Origin of the sequence: Rouxiella chamberiensis (assembly GCF_026967475.1) — a bacterium.
GTDB classification, from domain to species: domain Bacteria; phylum Pseudomonadota; class Gammaproteobacteria; order Enterobacterales; family Enterobacteriaceae; genus Rouxiella; species Rouxiella chamberiensis.
The window spans coordinates 1,220,026-1,234,797 of the sequence record NZ_CP114058.1 but is presented as its reverse complement, the minus strand read 5'-3'; the positions used below and the strand labels follow the sequence as shown (position 1 = coordinate 1,234,797).

The 14,772-nt window shown below is 51.3% G+C and carries 11 protein-coding genes and 1 pseudogene; all 12 read right to left on the bottom strand.

Translation table 11 applies throughout. The features are described from left to right. Positions 1–61: 61 nt before the first annotated feature. The 12 genes and pseudogenes from gndA to cpsG all read right to left on the bottom strand — a co-directional run bounded on the left by gndA (position 62) and on the right by cpsG (position 14,763). Complete coding sequence (gndA, locus tag O1V66_RS05925; protein ID WP_045048053.1) at positions 62–1,471, bottom strand: NADP-dependent phosphogluconate dehydrogenase; 1,410 nt, start codon at positions 1,469–1,471, stop codon at positions 62–64. A 286-nt stretch (positions 1,472–1,757) separates the two neighbouring features. Next, a complete protein-coding gene (locus O1V66_RS05920) occupies positions 1,758–2,879 on the bottom strand; it encodes a glycosyltransferase family 4 protein (RefSeq protein WP_045048054.1) in 1,122 nt (373 codons plus the stop codon). Next, on the bottom strand, positions 2,872–4,020 hold the full coding sequence (locus tag O1V66_RS05915; protein WP_082051014.1) for a glycosyltransferase family 4 protein: 1,149 nt from the start codon (positions 4,018–4,020) through the stop codon (positions 2,872–2,874). Before O1V66_RS05915 ends, O1V66_RS05920 begins: the two co-directional genes overlap by 8 nt. 7 nt (positions 4,021–4,027) lie before the next feature. After that, a complete protein-coding gene (locus O1V66_RS05910) occupies positions 4,028–4,858 on the bottom strand; it encodes a GDP-mannose 4,6-dehydratase (RefSeq protein WP_269128212.1) in 831 nt (276 codons plus the stop codon). 59 nt (positions 4,859–4,917) lie between these two features. Continuing rightward, a complete protein-coding gene (gene gmd / locus O1V66_RS05905; protein ID WP_045048056.1) occupies positions 4,918–5,958 on the bottom strand; it encodes a GDP-mannose 4,6-dehydratase in 1,041 nt (346 codons plus the stop codon). Between the two features lie 179 nt (positions 5,959–6,137). Beyond that, positions 6,138–7,271, bottom strand: coding sequence for a glycosyltransferase family 4 protein (locus O1V66_RS05900; RefSeq protein ID WP_045048057.1), 1,134 nt, complete (start codon positions 7,269–7,271; stop codon positions 6,138–6,140). A 122-nt stretch (positions 7,272–7,393) separates the two neighbouring features. Then, positions 7,394–9,895 carry a glycosyltransferase family 4 protein gene (locus O1V66_RS05895; RefSeq protein ID WP_045048058.1) on the bottom strand — a complete coding sequence of 834 codons (2,502 nt, stop codon included), beginning with the start codon at positions 9,893–9,895 and terminating at the stop codon, positions 7,394–7,396. A gap of 22 nt (positions 9,896–9,917) precedes the next feature. Then, positions 9,918–10,961, bottom strand: a complete 1,044-nt coding sequence (locus tag O1V66_RS05890; protein WP_269128211.1) for a hypothetical protein — start codon at positions 10,959–10,961, stop codon at positions 9,918–9,920. Next, on the bottom strand, positions 10,942–11,370 hold the full coding sequence (locus O1V66_RS05885; RefSeq protein ID WP_269128210.1) for a class I SAM-dependent methyltransferase: 429 nt from the start codon (positions 11,368–11,370) through the stop codon (positions 10,942–10,944). Before O1V66_RS05885 ends, O1V66_RS05890 begins: the two co-directional genes overlap by 20 nt. Further along, positions 11,360–12,592: an ABC transporter ATP-binding protein gene (locus O1V66_RS05880; RefSeq protein ID WP_045048059.1), complete on the bottom strand. Its 1,233-nt coding sequence runs from the start codon at positions 12,590–12,592 to the stop codon at positions 11,360–11,362. The genes O1V66_RS05885 and O1V66_RS05880 overlap by 11 nt, the downstream gene beginning before the upstream one ends. Next, complete coding sequence (locus O1V66_RS05875; RefSeq protein ID WP_045048060.1) at positions 12,592–13,386, bottom strand: ABC transporter permease; 795 nt, start codon at positions 13,384–13,386, stop codon at positions 12,592–12,594. The genes O1V66_RS05880 and O1V66_RS05875 overlap by 1 nt, the downstream gene beginning before the upstream one ends. After that, positions 13,383–14,763: pseudogene (gene cpsG, locus O1V66_RS05870) on the bottom strand (phosphomannomutase CpsG). Before cpsG ends, O1V66_RS05875 begins: the two are co-directional and overlap by 4 nt. Between the last annotated feature and the right edge of the window lie 9 nt (positions 14,764–14,772).

Genomic DNA, 14,772 nt, shown 5'->3' with positions numbered 1-14,772 from the left:
TCCGGGGCCTTGATTGGCTGGACAGTATGACTGTCCGCAATAGGTCAGTTCACTGCTGAACTTATTCCATCCACTCGGTGTGGAAGACGCCTTCTTTGTCGGTACGCTTGTACGTGTGAGCACCGAAGTAGTCGCGCTGAGCCTGGATCAGGTTCGCTGGCAGAACCGCACTGCGGTAGCTGTCGTAGTAGTTGATAGCAGCGGAGAAGGTTGGCGTCGGGATACCGTTCTGTACAGCGTAGGAAACCACGTCACGCAGCGCCTGCTGGTATTCGTCAGCGATGTTTTTGAAGTAAGGCGCCAGCAGCAGGTTCGCGATGGACGCATCTTCCGCGTAGGCATCGGTGATTTTCTGCAGGAACTGGGCACGGATGATACAGCCCGCGCGGAAGATCTTGGCGATTTCGCCGTATTGCAGATCCCAGTTGTTCTCGTCGGACGCCGCTTTCAGCTGTGAGAAGCCCTGTGCATAGGACACGATTTTACCCAGGTACAGTGCACGACGGATTTTCTCGATGAACTCGGCTTTTTCGCCTTCGAAGGCTTTCACGGTTGGACCGGTCAGCACTTTCGAGGCAGCAACGCGCTGGTCTTTCAGGGAAGACAGGTAGCGAGCGAAGACGGATTCAGTGATAAGAGACAACGGTTCGCCGAGGTCCAGAGAGCTCTGGCTGGTCCACTTACCGGTACCTTTGTTGGCAGCTTCGTCAAGAATGACGTCAACCAGGTAGTTACCCGCTTCGTCTTTCTTGGTGAAGATATCTTTGGTGATGTCGATAAGGTAGCTGCTCAGCTCGCCTTCGTTCCACTCGACGAAGGTTTTGGCCAGCTCTTCATTGCTCAGGTTCAGAGACTGTTTCAGCAGGGAATAGGCTTCGGCGATAAGCTGCATGTCGCCGTATTCGATACCGTTGTGAACCATTTTAACGTAGTGACCCGCACCATCGGCGCCAATGTAGGCAACGCAAGGTTCGCCGTCTTCGGCCAGTGCCGCGATTTCGGTCAGGATTGGAGCAACCAGTTCGTAAGCTTCTTTCTGACCACCAGGCATGATGGATGGGCCTTTCAGTGCGCCCTCTTCGCCACCGGAAACGCCGGTACCGATAAAGTTGAAGCCCTGCTCGGAAAGTTCTTTGTTACGACGGATGGTATCTTTGTAGAAGGTGTTGCCGCCATCGATGAGGATGTCACCTTTATCAAGGTGCGGTGTGAGGGAGGCGATGGTTTTATCGGTCGCTTCGCCTGCTTTCACCATCAGCAGAATACGGCGTGGTTTTTCCAGTGACTCAACAAACTCTTCAACTGTGTAGTACGGTACCAAATTCTTACCCGGATTCTCGGCAACGACTTCTTCAGTCTTGTCGCCGGAACGGTTAAAAATAGCAACGGAATAACCACGGCTTTCAATGTTAAGCGCCAGGTTACGACCCATTACCGCCATACCCACTACGCCGATCTGTTGTTTGGACATTAGCAACTCCTGTCTGAAATAGTTGATAGCCCGGTGCAACGTAATCCCATGTTATTAGTGGGTTTATCGCCACCGCGCCATACAAATGAACCCAAGCATTGTACATCAGAATGACTGAGGGTGTACCTATCACAGCTATAACTAGCACAACCAGTACGTGGTCATTGCAGCCAAGCCTCAGCCACCATGCTGAGCACGAAACACTTTACCGGTAACAGCGGTAAATTGCAGGTCAAAAAGAGCGATGAAATGTTTTCTGCCGGAGTTTTCACCAGTTGGAATGGCTTCAGCGGCCCGAGATAAGTCTTTCATAGATTTGCGCGTACTGTTCGACCATCTTTTCGGCGGTAAACAGTTGATCAAAACGTATTTTGGAAGCCTCGCCAAAGCGCTGCGCCTCTTCGGGATTTGACCAGATTCGGTCCATCGCCACGCGTAGAGCCTTGGGATCGTCGGGTGGAACCACCAAACCGGTGGACTCGGCGATATTGATAAAGGTCGTGCCCGTACCGATTTCGCAAGAGATCAACGGCTTGCCATACAAGGAAGCTTCAATCAGCGAGATACCAAAGGCTTCCGAACGGAGGTGCGAAGGAAACACCAGGCACGTCGAAAGCTCGAGCAAGGCGGCTTTGTCTTCATCGCCCAACGCCCCCAGGAAATCGATATTGGTGACGCCGCTGGCGCTTGCCTGCTCTTTCAGTTCAGCTTCGATAGGCCCGCCACCGATAAGCACGATGGGGTACTGTGAATTTCTCGCCGCCTCAATGAGAATGTGCAGCCCTTTATAATAACGAAAAGCGCCGACGAACAGGAAAAAGCCGTTGGGATAGCGCTGTTTCCATTGGGCTTTCACATCAATCGAGGCGTTATTATAAAATTTCCGGTCGAGGCCATAAGGAATGACGGCGACTTTGTCCTTGAAATTCTGTAATACGCTGCTGCTTTCCACATAGTTGGGCGAGGCGGCAACGATGACATCGACATCAGACAAAAACTTGTTCATCAAGGGCGTATAAAGGCTTAGCAGATATTTTTGCTTCACGATATCAGAGTGATAACTGACTACGCTCGGCTTCTTGATACCCGCTCCGTAATGCAGAAAATCCATAAACGGATACGGGAAGTGATAGTGAATAATATCTGCTTGTTCGGCCAGCTTCTTGAATTCGTTGAAGGCTTTCAGAGAAAAAGGCGTCGAGGCCACTTCAAGCTGGGTCTTGATGCGGTAGCTTGAATGGTGCTCAATCTGGCGCGGGTTTGGTCCAATTTCGTTGGAGGTCAGCGTGAAAACGGTGGAAGCGATCCCACGTTGCGCGCCCCCTTCGGATAACTGATAGATAACCTGTTCAATGCCGCCAAAAGAGTCCGGGTAATAGGTTTTATAACAATGTAAGACGTTAATCATAGCGTTCCGAAACCTGATGATAGGCCTGAATGGTTTTATCCGCGCAATGCTTCCAGGAAAATTGGCTGGCCCTTTCAATACCGGCAGTTATCATGCGTTGTTCAATCGAGGGATCCTGAATAAGTCGATCGATCGATTCAGAAAAACGAGGAACGTCATAAGGGTCGTGCATGAGCGCCGCCTCTCCCACCACTTCCGGAAGTGAACTGGCGTTGGAACAGATGACCGGCACGCCTGAGGCCATCGCCTCAAGCACAGGCAATCCGAAACCTTCATAAATCGAAGGAAACAGAAAACCTTTGGCTGCGGCATAAAGCTTGGGTAAATCTTCCGAGGCCGTAAAGCCGAGATAGTTAAGCCAGCCTTCGTCGCTACCTTTCTTGAACAGCTTGAACAACTCTTCGTTTTCCCAGCCTTTATACCCGCTAATGACCAGCGGGAAGTTTCTCTTTGTCACCGCATCCAACCTATCGTAAGCCTGCAACAGACTCAGAATATTTTTACGCGGTTCGATGGTGCCGGTGTACAAGAAGAACTGCTTATAACCCAGCTTGTATTTGTTCAATACGGAATGCACGTCGGCGGGTTGTCGCGGCATGAAGAATCCGCTGCTCGCCAGTGGCGCAACCACAACGTCGCTGGCATCCAGACAGAAATACTCGACCAGCTCGGTTTTGGTATATTCCGAATCGGTGATAAGCACTTTCGCACGGGCTACCGTCTTCTTTAACTCTTTCTGCATAAGATGCACACGACCGGCAGGATGAAACTCCGGCCAGTGGAACACGGAAAGGTCATGGAAGGTCGCCACGCTTTTGCCGATATTGGGCGGAATATAGTAATTGGGGCTATGGAAGATGTGCTCTTGCTGTTTTTTCAGTACATAGGATTTGGCGTAAGGATAGGTGACACGGTAAATGTCACTGACCAGACGGCTTTTCTGTAACTGCCTTTTCAATCCTTGTCCGCTATTACCCGTTTCGCTGGCCACGGGCAATGTCTTCGTAATCGATAAGCCATTGAGGTAGGACAGGTCAACACTCTGGCTGTTTTCGAGCTGTTTGGCCAGCTCGAATGCATAGCGCCCAATACCGGTTAGCGGGAACTTTACGCAGTCAGTGGAAAGGATTATTTTCAACATTAGTTATTCAGCATCCAACGCAGGGTCTCTTCCAATTCGATTTTTTCGGCAACACGTGACAGGTTGACTGCAAACCACCTGTATCGCCGCAGAGTTCCTTGATTTCGTTTTGCCTGACGAACAGAGGATTCACCTGGACATCGATTTTATGGCCGGTTATTTTTTCGCAAAGCGAAATCACGTCACGCAGCGAATACATTTCGCCGGAAGCCACATTATAGGTGCCGCCAAAAGCCTGCGCGTTGATCAACGCATGATAAACGGCCGTAACATATCTGACATCGGAGAAATCGCGCCACACATCGATATTGCCCAACTCGATGGTCGGAGAACGTCTCTTGAAGTGATCGACGATTTTCGGGATCAGGAAATTGTTCGCCTGCCCTGCACCGGTATAGTTAAACGGACGTGTAACGATAATCGGCAATTTGCTCGCGTAAAGCTTAGCCACGTACTCCATGGCAATTTTACTGACGGCATAATCGTTGGCAGGGTTCAGCTCGGTCTCTTCGCTCAACCGCCCTTCTGCCGCGTTGCCATAGACATTGGCGCTGCTGGCAATGAGCACGGCTTCGGGTTGATGCGAGCATTCAACCAGTGCCTGCAACAGATTGCGGGTGCCGCACACATTCACGTTGTAGAAAGCGTTGATGTCGGCGTGGCCTACAAAGGCTATTGCGGCCAGATGCACGACAACATCGGGTTTGATGCTTTCTATAATGGATTTCGTCGCCTCGAAATCGGTCAGATCGGCGACGGCATAGTTAACCAGCGATGGGGATGGCTGCGTGCCCAGGCCATGAACCTGGTATCCGGCAGCCGATAACTCGGCTGCCATGAAATGGCCTGTAAATCCCTTAATCCCGGTGATTAAAGCTATTTTGCCATTTGTTGTCATTAGAAGGAGAAGCCCTGTTTGTTGCGACGCAGATCTTCTTCAACCATCATTTTGCACAGCTGCTCGAGGTTGGTTTTTGGTTCCCAGCCCAGCACTTCCTTCGCTTTTGCCGGGTCGCCGATCAGCAGCTCGACTTCCGCAGGACGGTAGAACTTAGGATTCACTTTCACCAGCGTTTTGTTGGTTGCGGTGTCGATACCTACTTCGTTCTCGTTTTCGCCTTCAAAGCGCAGAGTGATGCCTGCTGCCTTGAACGCCATGGAGACGAAATCACGCACGGTTTCGGTACGGTTGGTCGCCAGCACGAAGGTGTCTGGTTTGTCGGCCTGCAGCATGCGCCACATGCCTTCAACGTACTCTTTGGCGAAGCCCCAGTCACGTTTGGCATCCATGTTACCCAGCTCGAGCACGTCCAGTTTGCCCAGATGGATTTTCGCCACGGAATCGGTGATTTTACGGGTAACGAATTCCTGACCACGCAGTGGAGATTCGTGGTTGAACAGAATGCCGCTTGACGCAAAGATGTCGTAGCTTTCGCGGTAGTTGATGGTCATCCAGTGTGCGTACAGTTTTGCTACGCCGTATGGGCTGCGCGGGTAGAAAGGCGTGTCTTCCTTCTGAGGAATTGCCTGGACTTCGCCGAACATCTCGGAAGTGGATGCCTGATAGAAACGGGCTTTCGGATTAACGATACGAATCGCTTCCAGCAGGTTTACCGCACCCAGACCGGTAATTTCGGCCGTGGTGATAGGCTGTTCGAAGGACACGCCCACGAAGCTCTGTGCGGCCAGGTTGTACACCTCGGTAGCACCCGTGTTTTGCAGCAGACGGATGCTGGCTGACAGGTCGGTCAGGTCATATTCGGTCAGATGCAGGTTAGGATTACCTTTAATTCCCAGTTCTTCGATACGCCAGAAGTTAACAGAACTGGTACGGCGGTAGGTTCCGTAAACGGTATAGCCTTTCTCCAGCAGAAGCTCAGCCAAATACGCGCCATCTTGTCCGGTAATACCCGTAATAATCGCTACTTTATTAGTCATCATGAAATCCATCTAGGTTTACAAATGTTATAGTTTATTGATTATCAATCAAAAGTGCATTAATAAGTTGTTGAGTACTTTCAGCGTAAATCGGTACAACAATTCCCTTTGCATGACGATTTTTCTTTTGCCGAGGAGCAAGAGTGTGACGCAGGCAAAGCGATAATAAAATCGGATTTTTACAGCTTTTTATAAGCCTTGAGAGTCTCGTCCGCACAATGTGCCCAGGAGAACCCTCCGGCCTGATGAAGTCCGGCGGTGATGGCCTCACTGCGCCAGACCGTGTCTTCAATCGCGCGCTGAATCGCCTGAGTAAACCCCTCGACATCGAGAGGTTCACAAACCAGTGCCGCCTCGCCCACGACCTCGGGTAATGAAGCCGCATTCGAGCACACCACAGGCACTTCGGAAGACATGGCTTCAAGAACCGGCAAGCCAAAACCTTCATAAAGCGAAGGGAACAAAAACGCACGCGCGCCGGCAAACAGCAACGGCAGATCCTGCGAAGCCATATAGCCCAGATACTTGATCCACCCTTCGCGCTCGCCGCGCTCAAAGCGCTGGTGAATCGCCTCGCTGCCCCATCCTGAATATCCGCATAACACTAGCGGATAGTGCGCCCTGAGTGAAATCGGTAATTTCTCATAGGCATCCAGAAGTGTGCCAATATTTTTACGTGGCTCGATAGTGCCCGTATACAGGCAATAGTGACCATGTTTCAAACCCAGTCGACGCATGAGATCGGCTGTTTCTGCGCTCGAGCGTGCATAAAACTGACCGCTGCTCGCCAGGGGCGCCATATCGATTTTATCCAGCGGATAATTGAAATAGCTGGCTATCTCCTGTCGCGAGAATTCCGAGATAGTCACCAGCCGTTGCGCACGACGCAGCGACAGCAATAATTCCTTGCGCATAAATGCGATACGGTCGGCGGGATGACACTCGGGCCAGGTAAAAATCGACAGGTCATGAAACGTCGCGATGGCGCGGTCAACGCTTGGCGGCAAAAAGTAGTTGGGTGAATGAAATATAGCCCCTTCGGCCTGCTTCAAGGTGCGCGACTTGAGCCACGGGTAGACAAACCGATAGGCTCCGGTAATCAACGGATTCTTGCGTAACATGCCCCGCATCTTCGGCTCGACCTCACCGCTCTCGACCGGCACGGGCAACTTTTCTACCAGTGTTCGTCCGTTGAGATAACGCAGCGAGGTAATGTCGCTGCGGGTTTCAAGCTGCGTGGCTAACTCCAGCGCATAACGCCCAATCCCGGTCAGGGGATACTTTATGCAGTCTGACGCAAAGACTAGCTTCATGGTTAACACCTTTATGCCCTCGCTCGACCCCGCCCTATAAGGGGCGGGCGATTAAGGGATTGCATTCATATCGTGATCCTGGCGCGCGGGAAACTCGTCACGCAGGGAGTCAGTCGTCATGCTTATAAAGGCAATTGCCTGACCAGTAATTCCGTGCTTTCGCGCCATGTCAACCAGTTGATATCCGAAGACCGAGGGATGTTTCCGGTCTTGGCCTGCTCAATCCAGGTTACGATGGCATCGCTCAGAATGGCCGGATCTGACCCGTTGAAGTAGGTCGCATGATCGCCCGCGATTTCACGGAATACCGGAATATCACGAATAATGACCGGTAAATTTTTCTGCGCCGCTTCAATCACCGGCAGGCCGAAACCTTCGGCAAAAGATGACACCAGCAACGCGCTCGACTGGGCATACAGCATTTCAAGGAATTCGTCGCTTATTCCGTTCAACCAGAACAGTTGTTTGTCCAGTTCAGGATGGTTACGGATTCTCTCGACCAATTCTTCAACGGCCCAGCCCTGCTTGCCGACGATAATCAGATTGCACTTGACGCCCCGACGCCAAAGGAGGTCGAAGGCTTCGAAGGCCTGCTGATATCCCTTGCGTGGCTCGACGGTACTGACCATCAGGAACGAGTCGTTCTGCTTCATGGTCGCCAGAATCTGTGCCGCGTTTTCCGGCATGCCCTTGCTTGGCATACTGGCGTCGAGATCCGCACCGAGCAGGAAGTTTTTTACCGTCAGGTAAGGGTTGACGGGAATGCTGTCACGCTGCTCGTCGAGCCAGGTGCGCACTTCGTTCGCGACACTGTTGGAGATGCAGACGATACCGTCGGCATGCTGAGCCAGAGAGGCCAGCCACCCCGGGAACACTTGCTGAATGCTCTCCGCGGCCCATTTTGGCTGCGAAATCGGAATAATGTCATACACCACAAAGTGGACCTGGGTCCCGGTGCGGCGAATTTTGTCGAGCTGCGTATTCAGATAAGGGAACAGGTGCGCCGTAAGGTCCAGCACCAGCAGCAGGTCGCCCTTGCAGAACAGTACCGCGTCATCTTCGCCGTGGTGCGAACCAAACTTGCGGTCCTGATAGGTATTGGCGTAATGGTAGTTCTTGCCCATATGGCAATAAACCGGGCGCACGTCGTAGTCCGGCAGATTCATTTCCAGCAGACAAGACAACACACTACGCGCAACACGCTGAATACCGGTTCCGGCGTCGTGTTCGACCAGCACCGAGACATCCACCAGCAGTTTTTTCTTGTGGCGGGCAAAGCTGTTCTGAGCCAAGGCCCAGGCCGTTCCAAGCCGGTCTTCTTCCGTAAACGCCGGAATGGCGTTGATATGTTCAATCGCGTGGTCAAGACTTACCGCGTTGGAAACCGGTTCGATTTCAGCGGGCGCTGCCAGCGCTTGTTCAAAGGCAGCCAGTGAAAGCTCGGCGCTGCGCTCCCAGGAGAATTTGGTTGCCTGCTGGGTGGCGTGAGTGACCAGTTCGGCGTGGAAAGCTTCATCGGTCAACGCGCGCTCCATGAGCGCCGCCATTGCGCGGGTATCGCGAGGGTCAAACATCCCGGCTTCCCACCCCATGACTTCCGGCAGGCTGGTGGCATTGGAGGTAATGGTCGCCGCACCGCATTTCATCGCTTCAAGCGGAGGCAGGCCAAAGCCTTCATGCAATGACGGGAAAACAAACAGTCGACAAATATTGTAAAGGCCAATCAGGTCTTCATCGGAGAGATAACCGGTAAAGACGATTTGCTCCATCGGCACGCCATGCTTCCTGGCCACTTCCAGCAGATAGGTGCGGTTGTGCGGCTTAATCTGACAGGCCAGCACCAGGCTATATTGCGCACGCACACCTTCCGGCAGCAAACCGTAGGCTTCGATCAGCGCATCGATATTCTTGCGCGGTTCAACGACCCCGATGGTCATCAGGAAATCGCCCGGAATATGATATTTAGCTCGCAGTGCATCGCGTTCGACGTCACTTAATCCCAAAACATGGAATTCGTCGTCTACCGCAGAAGAAATATGCACTACTTTTTCCGGCACGACCTGCGTATGTTTTTTAACTTCCTCAACCACAGAATAAGAGATAGCCAGCACGCCGTCGTAATTCTCGTATTCTTTAATCTTGCTCATGTAGAACTGCTTGAATAACGCATCGCTAAGATAGACGGCAGGGTTAATCAGCGGGATCAGGTCATAACAAATGCAGAAGCTCTTCCATGAATGTTTGGATTCAGGAATCGACACCACGAAATTATCTGAAAAACCTTCAAAGAAAGAGGTCACAAAAACAATATCGGGATTAATATTGGCAATTGCGTGATCGCGGTTAATCTGTGCGGCTTTCAAACGGCCGTGGTTTGTCGTGTCGCTGTAATTGGTCGGCATATGCGCAGAGAATATATACATATCGGCCGGGTCAATCACATCGCGATAAAGCTTTTTAACGGCATTGATATTATCGATATCATACATGCCGTTAATTAGAATAGAAATTTTATGCTGCGGAGCAATGCGGATGAGCGCCTTGGTGAGAGAAACACTGTAACGCCCTATTCCACGCAAGCGACTTTCAGATTGACAACCTTGAAGGTCAATTAAAATATGCAAAGTATCTTTCCTCAAATTATCTTTATTTAAGCTTCGAGAATATTTCTTTAACTTCAACCGGGAGCAACGCAGGATCGTGGAGTTGATTCACGAGATCCTGATGCTGTAAGACTTCAGCGGTTGAAACAACATGAGGAGTACTTTGCGCCTTCACATAAATACGTCGGGCGATTTTCTCGAGACCGGCTTTTTTCACACCCTTGACCAGCTTCGCTTTAATATCGGGATAGCGATTGAGCCTGTGGTTCAGTGCGACGAGGATGCGCTTGATAATCTGTTTGGAGCGATTGACCGGACCATGCTGGGCAACGTATCTGAACTGTTGGCCTGCGAAACGATAGGGTTTGGTCATCTTCCACGAACGGCTGTACACGACATGGTGATGCGCGGTACTGACGTCAATGTATTCGCGGGTTTTCTGTTCCAGCGCGGCCTTGAGCTGCTCATTTTCGCTTTCGAGCGCAGCTTTAATCTGGTTGTTTTTGAAACCCAGCGCGGCTTCCAGTTCATCCCTTTCAAGCTCGAGCGCCGCTTTGAGCTGGGCTTTTTCAGTCTCGAGCTTTTTATTGGCCAACGCGAGTTGCTGATTTTCATATTCGAGACGAATTTTGGCTTCCAGCACGCCGCTCGAACTGAAAGATTCCACCCTATCCAGATTGGTTTTCAGTTCCGTTATCTCTTCTTGCATGGTCTGTACACGAGCCAACTGAGCGTCCTCTTTGTGTTGTATCCTGTCATCGTAGGCATTGGCCATCTCGATAAGTGACACCCCGTATCGCGTTGCAAAAGGCGTATCAAACTGAGCAAGAATAGCCTCGTCTGCCACTTTCTGCGCGACAACGCTGTAGTCCGGGCTGACAGACAGCAAGACGTCGGTGAGTGAAAACTGTTCGTTTTCCAGACTGATATGCCCAGGTTCCTGCAAACGCATAATCTTGGTGCGGTGGAACCCTGCATACTCTGCCACAAACTCCAAAAGCTGATGCGGAATCGGTTTGTCGTGCGTGGGATCAAGATGGAAAGTGTGCGTGCCGACCTGCAGGTTTTCAGCGTTTCGGCGTTTCAAGAATCAGCAGGCCACCCGGTTTCAGTACGCGCAGCGACTCGTTAATCAGACTGCGCACATTCTCGAATCCGATGTGCTCGACCAGATGAAACGACGAGATAAGGGCTATCGATTCATCCGGCAACGCTTTGAGGCTGGCAATCGCTTCGGCTTTTTCTGCTTTGAGATTCAGTTCGGTGCAATAAGACAGCATGCCTTCATCGAGGTCGACACCGCGGGCATCGAAGCCCATTTTGGAGACCATTTCCAGCCATTCACCACGACCGCAGCCTAAATCCAGTGCGCTGGCCTGCGGGTAAATGTCCAGCAATGGCGCGATGGTTGGAATATAAGCTTCAAGCCGCGCCCCGATTTGCTCACGGGAACCACGGTACTTCTTTTCAAATGCGCTATAAAAACTATCTTTCATAAGTACACTCTAGCTCCGTTTGCAACCACGACACTCCCATAAAGGTTGACCTGTCAATGTTGATAACATTGAACACCAGGGCCAGATCCCGCCACTCGAAGTTGTTGTTGATGTGCGTGTCGCGATCGTGCAGCGCGGTTGCCACGGAAAAGTTACCCTCACCGATATTCATCGGGAATTTATAGTTGAAGGTAACCTTCTGGCCCGCCGGCAAATCATTGACAATGGCTTTCATGTGGTAGGAGTTGGTGCCAAATACCACTTGTCCGAGACGGTCTTTAATCTGGAACCCAAGTACCAGCTCTCGGATTGGTCGATGCACATCGACATCAATCTTCAGAGTAACAAGATCACCGACACCGATATTCTCCGACACTTTTCCGCTGCTGTTGATGAGTGAAATAGCCGAGACTGTCGCATCGCCGTTACCGGAAATGGTCTGAACCTGACCGCTTTCGGTCTGCTCCTGGCGAATCGTTACAGGGTTGCCGGATTTTTCGGCCAGCATAGCATTGTAGTAATCCATAATTTCTTCCGGATTACCCTGCTTCTCGATGCGTCCCTTATTCAACAAAATGGCGCGATCGCAAATGGACTGTATGGCGGTTTTGTCGTGAGACACCAGCAACAGGGTCGTACCCTGCTCGCGGAATTCGCGAATACGGGCAAAACTCTTGTGCTGGAAATAGGCATCGCCGACCGAGAGGGCTTCGTCAACAATCAGAATATCCGGACGAATAGCTGTAGCAATACTGAAGGCAAGACGCACCTGCATGCCGCTGGAATAAACGCGCACCGGCTCGTCGATATAGTCGCCGATTTCGGCAAACTCTTCGATTTCGGGCATCAGGTCGGTGATCTGCTGAGACGTCATACCCAGTAGCTGACCGGACATATACGCATTCTGTCTGCCGGTAAAGTCCGGGTGGAAACCCATTCCCAACTCGAGCATCGCCGCCACGCGGCCTTCAAGGCGGATTTCGCCCGTAGTCGGTTTTGCCGTCCCGGTAATCAGTTTAAGCAGCGTACTTTTCCCTGCGCCGTTGATTCCGATAATACCGACCGCCTCACCGGGCTTCACCACAAACGAAATATCGTTAAGGATCCATTTGAGTTTGTGATGCTGTTTCTTGGTAGGCGACAACCACTCGACCAGACGGGCAGATTTAGAGGGATACTGTTTGTAGGCCTTGCCTACTTTATCAACAGAAATATAGCTCATTATAATTCATCCACCATGTCTGCAGAATGCTTCCTGAACAGGCGCATTCCTAACGCACAAAAGATAATCCCCAACAACAGCACCGGCCATAAAGATACCCAGTCCGGCATCTTCTGATAGGCGAAGATAGACTGATAGGCCGCCATTAAACGCGCCATCGGATTATACATAAGTACGTTGTGTGCCCAGCTTGGCAAGGCGCTGAGAACATAAACGACAGGGGTAAACCAGAACCAGAACTGCAATAACACGCTGACAAACTGACCGACGTCGCGGAAGAAGACATTCATGACGCCGAAAATCATCCCAAGTCCGACCGAGAACAGCAACTGAATAAACAGCAGCGGAATAATGGCCAGGAATAAGGTGCCGGGGAAACTGCCGCTAATCAGCAGGAAAATAACGAACAGGCTGAATATAATCAGGAAGTTCATGACCGCCGAAAGTACCACGATAATCGGCAGGCAGATTTTCGGGAAATTCAGCTTTTTAATCAGGTTGGAGTTGGCAATAAAAACATTCTGGCTTTTATCGATAATCTCGGTAAACAGAGTCCAGGTCAGTACGCCGGAACACAGGTAGATACTGTAGGCGAAGGGACCGATTTCACCCGGCATTTTTGCCTGCATGACCTGCGAAAATACCAGCGTATAAACCAGAATCATGGCGAGAGGTTGAAGCACCAGCCACAGAGCGCCCAGCATGCTTGTCTGGTAGCGAGACTGAAAGTCTCGCTTTACACTGCTGATAATAAAACCACGATAGCGATAGATAGCTAATAACAAATCTTTCACAGCGCCTCACCACCCAATAACTGCAGGATTTCCGCCGTTTTCTGTTTCATTAGCGCAATGTCCTCTTTAGATTCGACGTTTAAACGAACCACGGGTTTCGGTATTCGACGAGCGAAGGTTGAAGCGCCAGTCAGCATATTCAATACTGATGCCGTCGGTGAAATCCACATTTACCGCATCTTTCTCGTATACGGCGCGGATTTGACCGATGACTTCTGCGGCCCCGACGACTTTACGGTTAATCTCGCCCGACGCCGGGAAGGCCGCCATGCGGTCTTTTACCATGCTGCTAAGAGAATGGCCTTTCACGGAAACGAGCTCGGCCACCAGCAACCACGGGATCATGCCGCTGTCGCAATAGGCAAAATCACGGAAATAGTGGTGCGCACTCATCTCGCCGCCATAAATGGCATCTTCCAGACGCATACGCTCTTTGATAAACGCATGGCCGGTTTTCGACATAATTGGCACGCCGCCGGACTGGGTCACAATATCTTGCGTGTTCCAGGTCAGGCGCGGGTCGTGAATAATCTTTTGGCCCGGATTCTTTTCGAGGAACGCCTGACCCAGCAGGCCGACAATATAGTAGCCTTCGATGAATTCGCCGTCGGCATCGAAGAAGAAGCAGCGGTCGAAATCACCGTCAAAGGCAATGCCCATATCCGCTTTGTGCGCTTTGACTGCATCGGCGGTATCGGCACGGCATTCCGGCAGTAATGGATTAGGGATCCCATTGGGGAAATTGCCGTTTGGCTCGTTGTGGACCTTGATAAAGGTCACGGGCACGTTGTCGCGTTTGAAACGACGCTCTATCTCGTCAATGACGTGACCTGCTGCGCCGTTACCCGAGTTGATAACCAGTTTCATCGGCTTCAGGGCTGCGGCATCGATATAGCTCAGCAGGTGATCCACATAGTGCTCGAGAATATCGATTTTCTGATACGCGCCCCGTTTGGCGTCATCGACTGCGGCAAAGGTATTCTGCTCGGCCAGTTTTTTGATATCCAGCAGGCCGGTGTCGCCGCTGATAGGCTGCGAATTCTTGCGCACCAGCTTCATGCCGTTGTAGTTCATCGGGTTATGGCTTGCAGTCACTTCGATGCCGCCGTCCATATCCAGATGGAAAGTCGCGAAATAGACCTCTTCGGTGCCGCTCACGCCAATGTCGTACACATCGGTGCCCGCGTCCATCAGGCCGTTGGCCAGGGCCAGTTTCAGTTCTTCGCTGGTCAGCCTGACATCGCCGCCCAATACCACTTTTTCGGGTTTGAGGTATTCACCGAATGCACGGCCAATACGGTAGGCAATATCGGTATTTAACTCTTCGCCCAGTTTTCCGCGAATGTCATAAGCTTTGAAACAACTCAGTGTACTCATTCTTGCCTC

Coding starts and splice junctions, on each gene's coding strand:
- gndA (WP_045048053.1), bottom strand. CDS start 1,471: ATGTCCAAACAACAGATCGGCGTAGTGGGTATGGCGGTAATGGGTCGT.
- O1V66_RS05920 (WP_045048054.1), bottom strand. CDS start 2,879: ATGATTAACGTCTTACATTGTTATAAAACCTATTACCCGGACTCTTTT.
- O1V66_RS05915 (WP_082051014.1), bottom strand. CDS start 4,020: ATGTTGAAAATAATCCTTTCCACTGACTGCGTAAAGTTCCCGCTAACC.
- O1V66_RS05910 (WP_269128212.1), bottom strand. CDS start 4,858: ATGGCAGCCGAGTTATCGGCTGCCGGATACCAGGTTCATGGCCTGGGC.
- gmd (WP_045048056.1), bottom strand. CDS start 5,958: ATGACTAATAAAGTAGCGATTATTACGGGTATTACCGGACAAGATGGC.
- O1V66_RS05900 (WP_045048057.1), bottom strand. CDS start 7,271: ATGAAGCTAGTCTTTGCGTCAGACTGCATAAAGTATCCCCTGACCGGG.
- O1V66_RS05885 (WP_269128210.1), bottom strand. CDS start 11,370: ATGAAAGATAGTTTTTATAGCGCATTTGAAAAGAAGTACCGTGGTTCC.
- O1V66_RS05880 (WP_045048059.1), bottom strand. CDS start 12,592: ATGAGCTATATTTCTGTTGATAAAGTAGGCAAGGCCTACAAACAGTAT.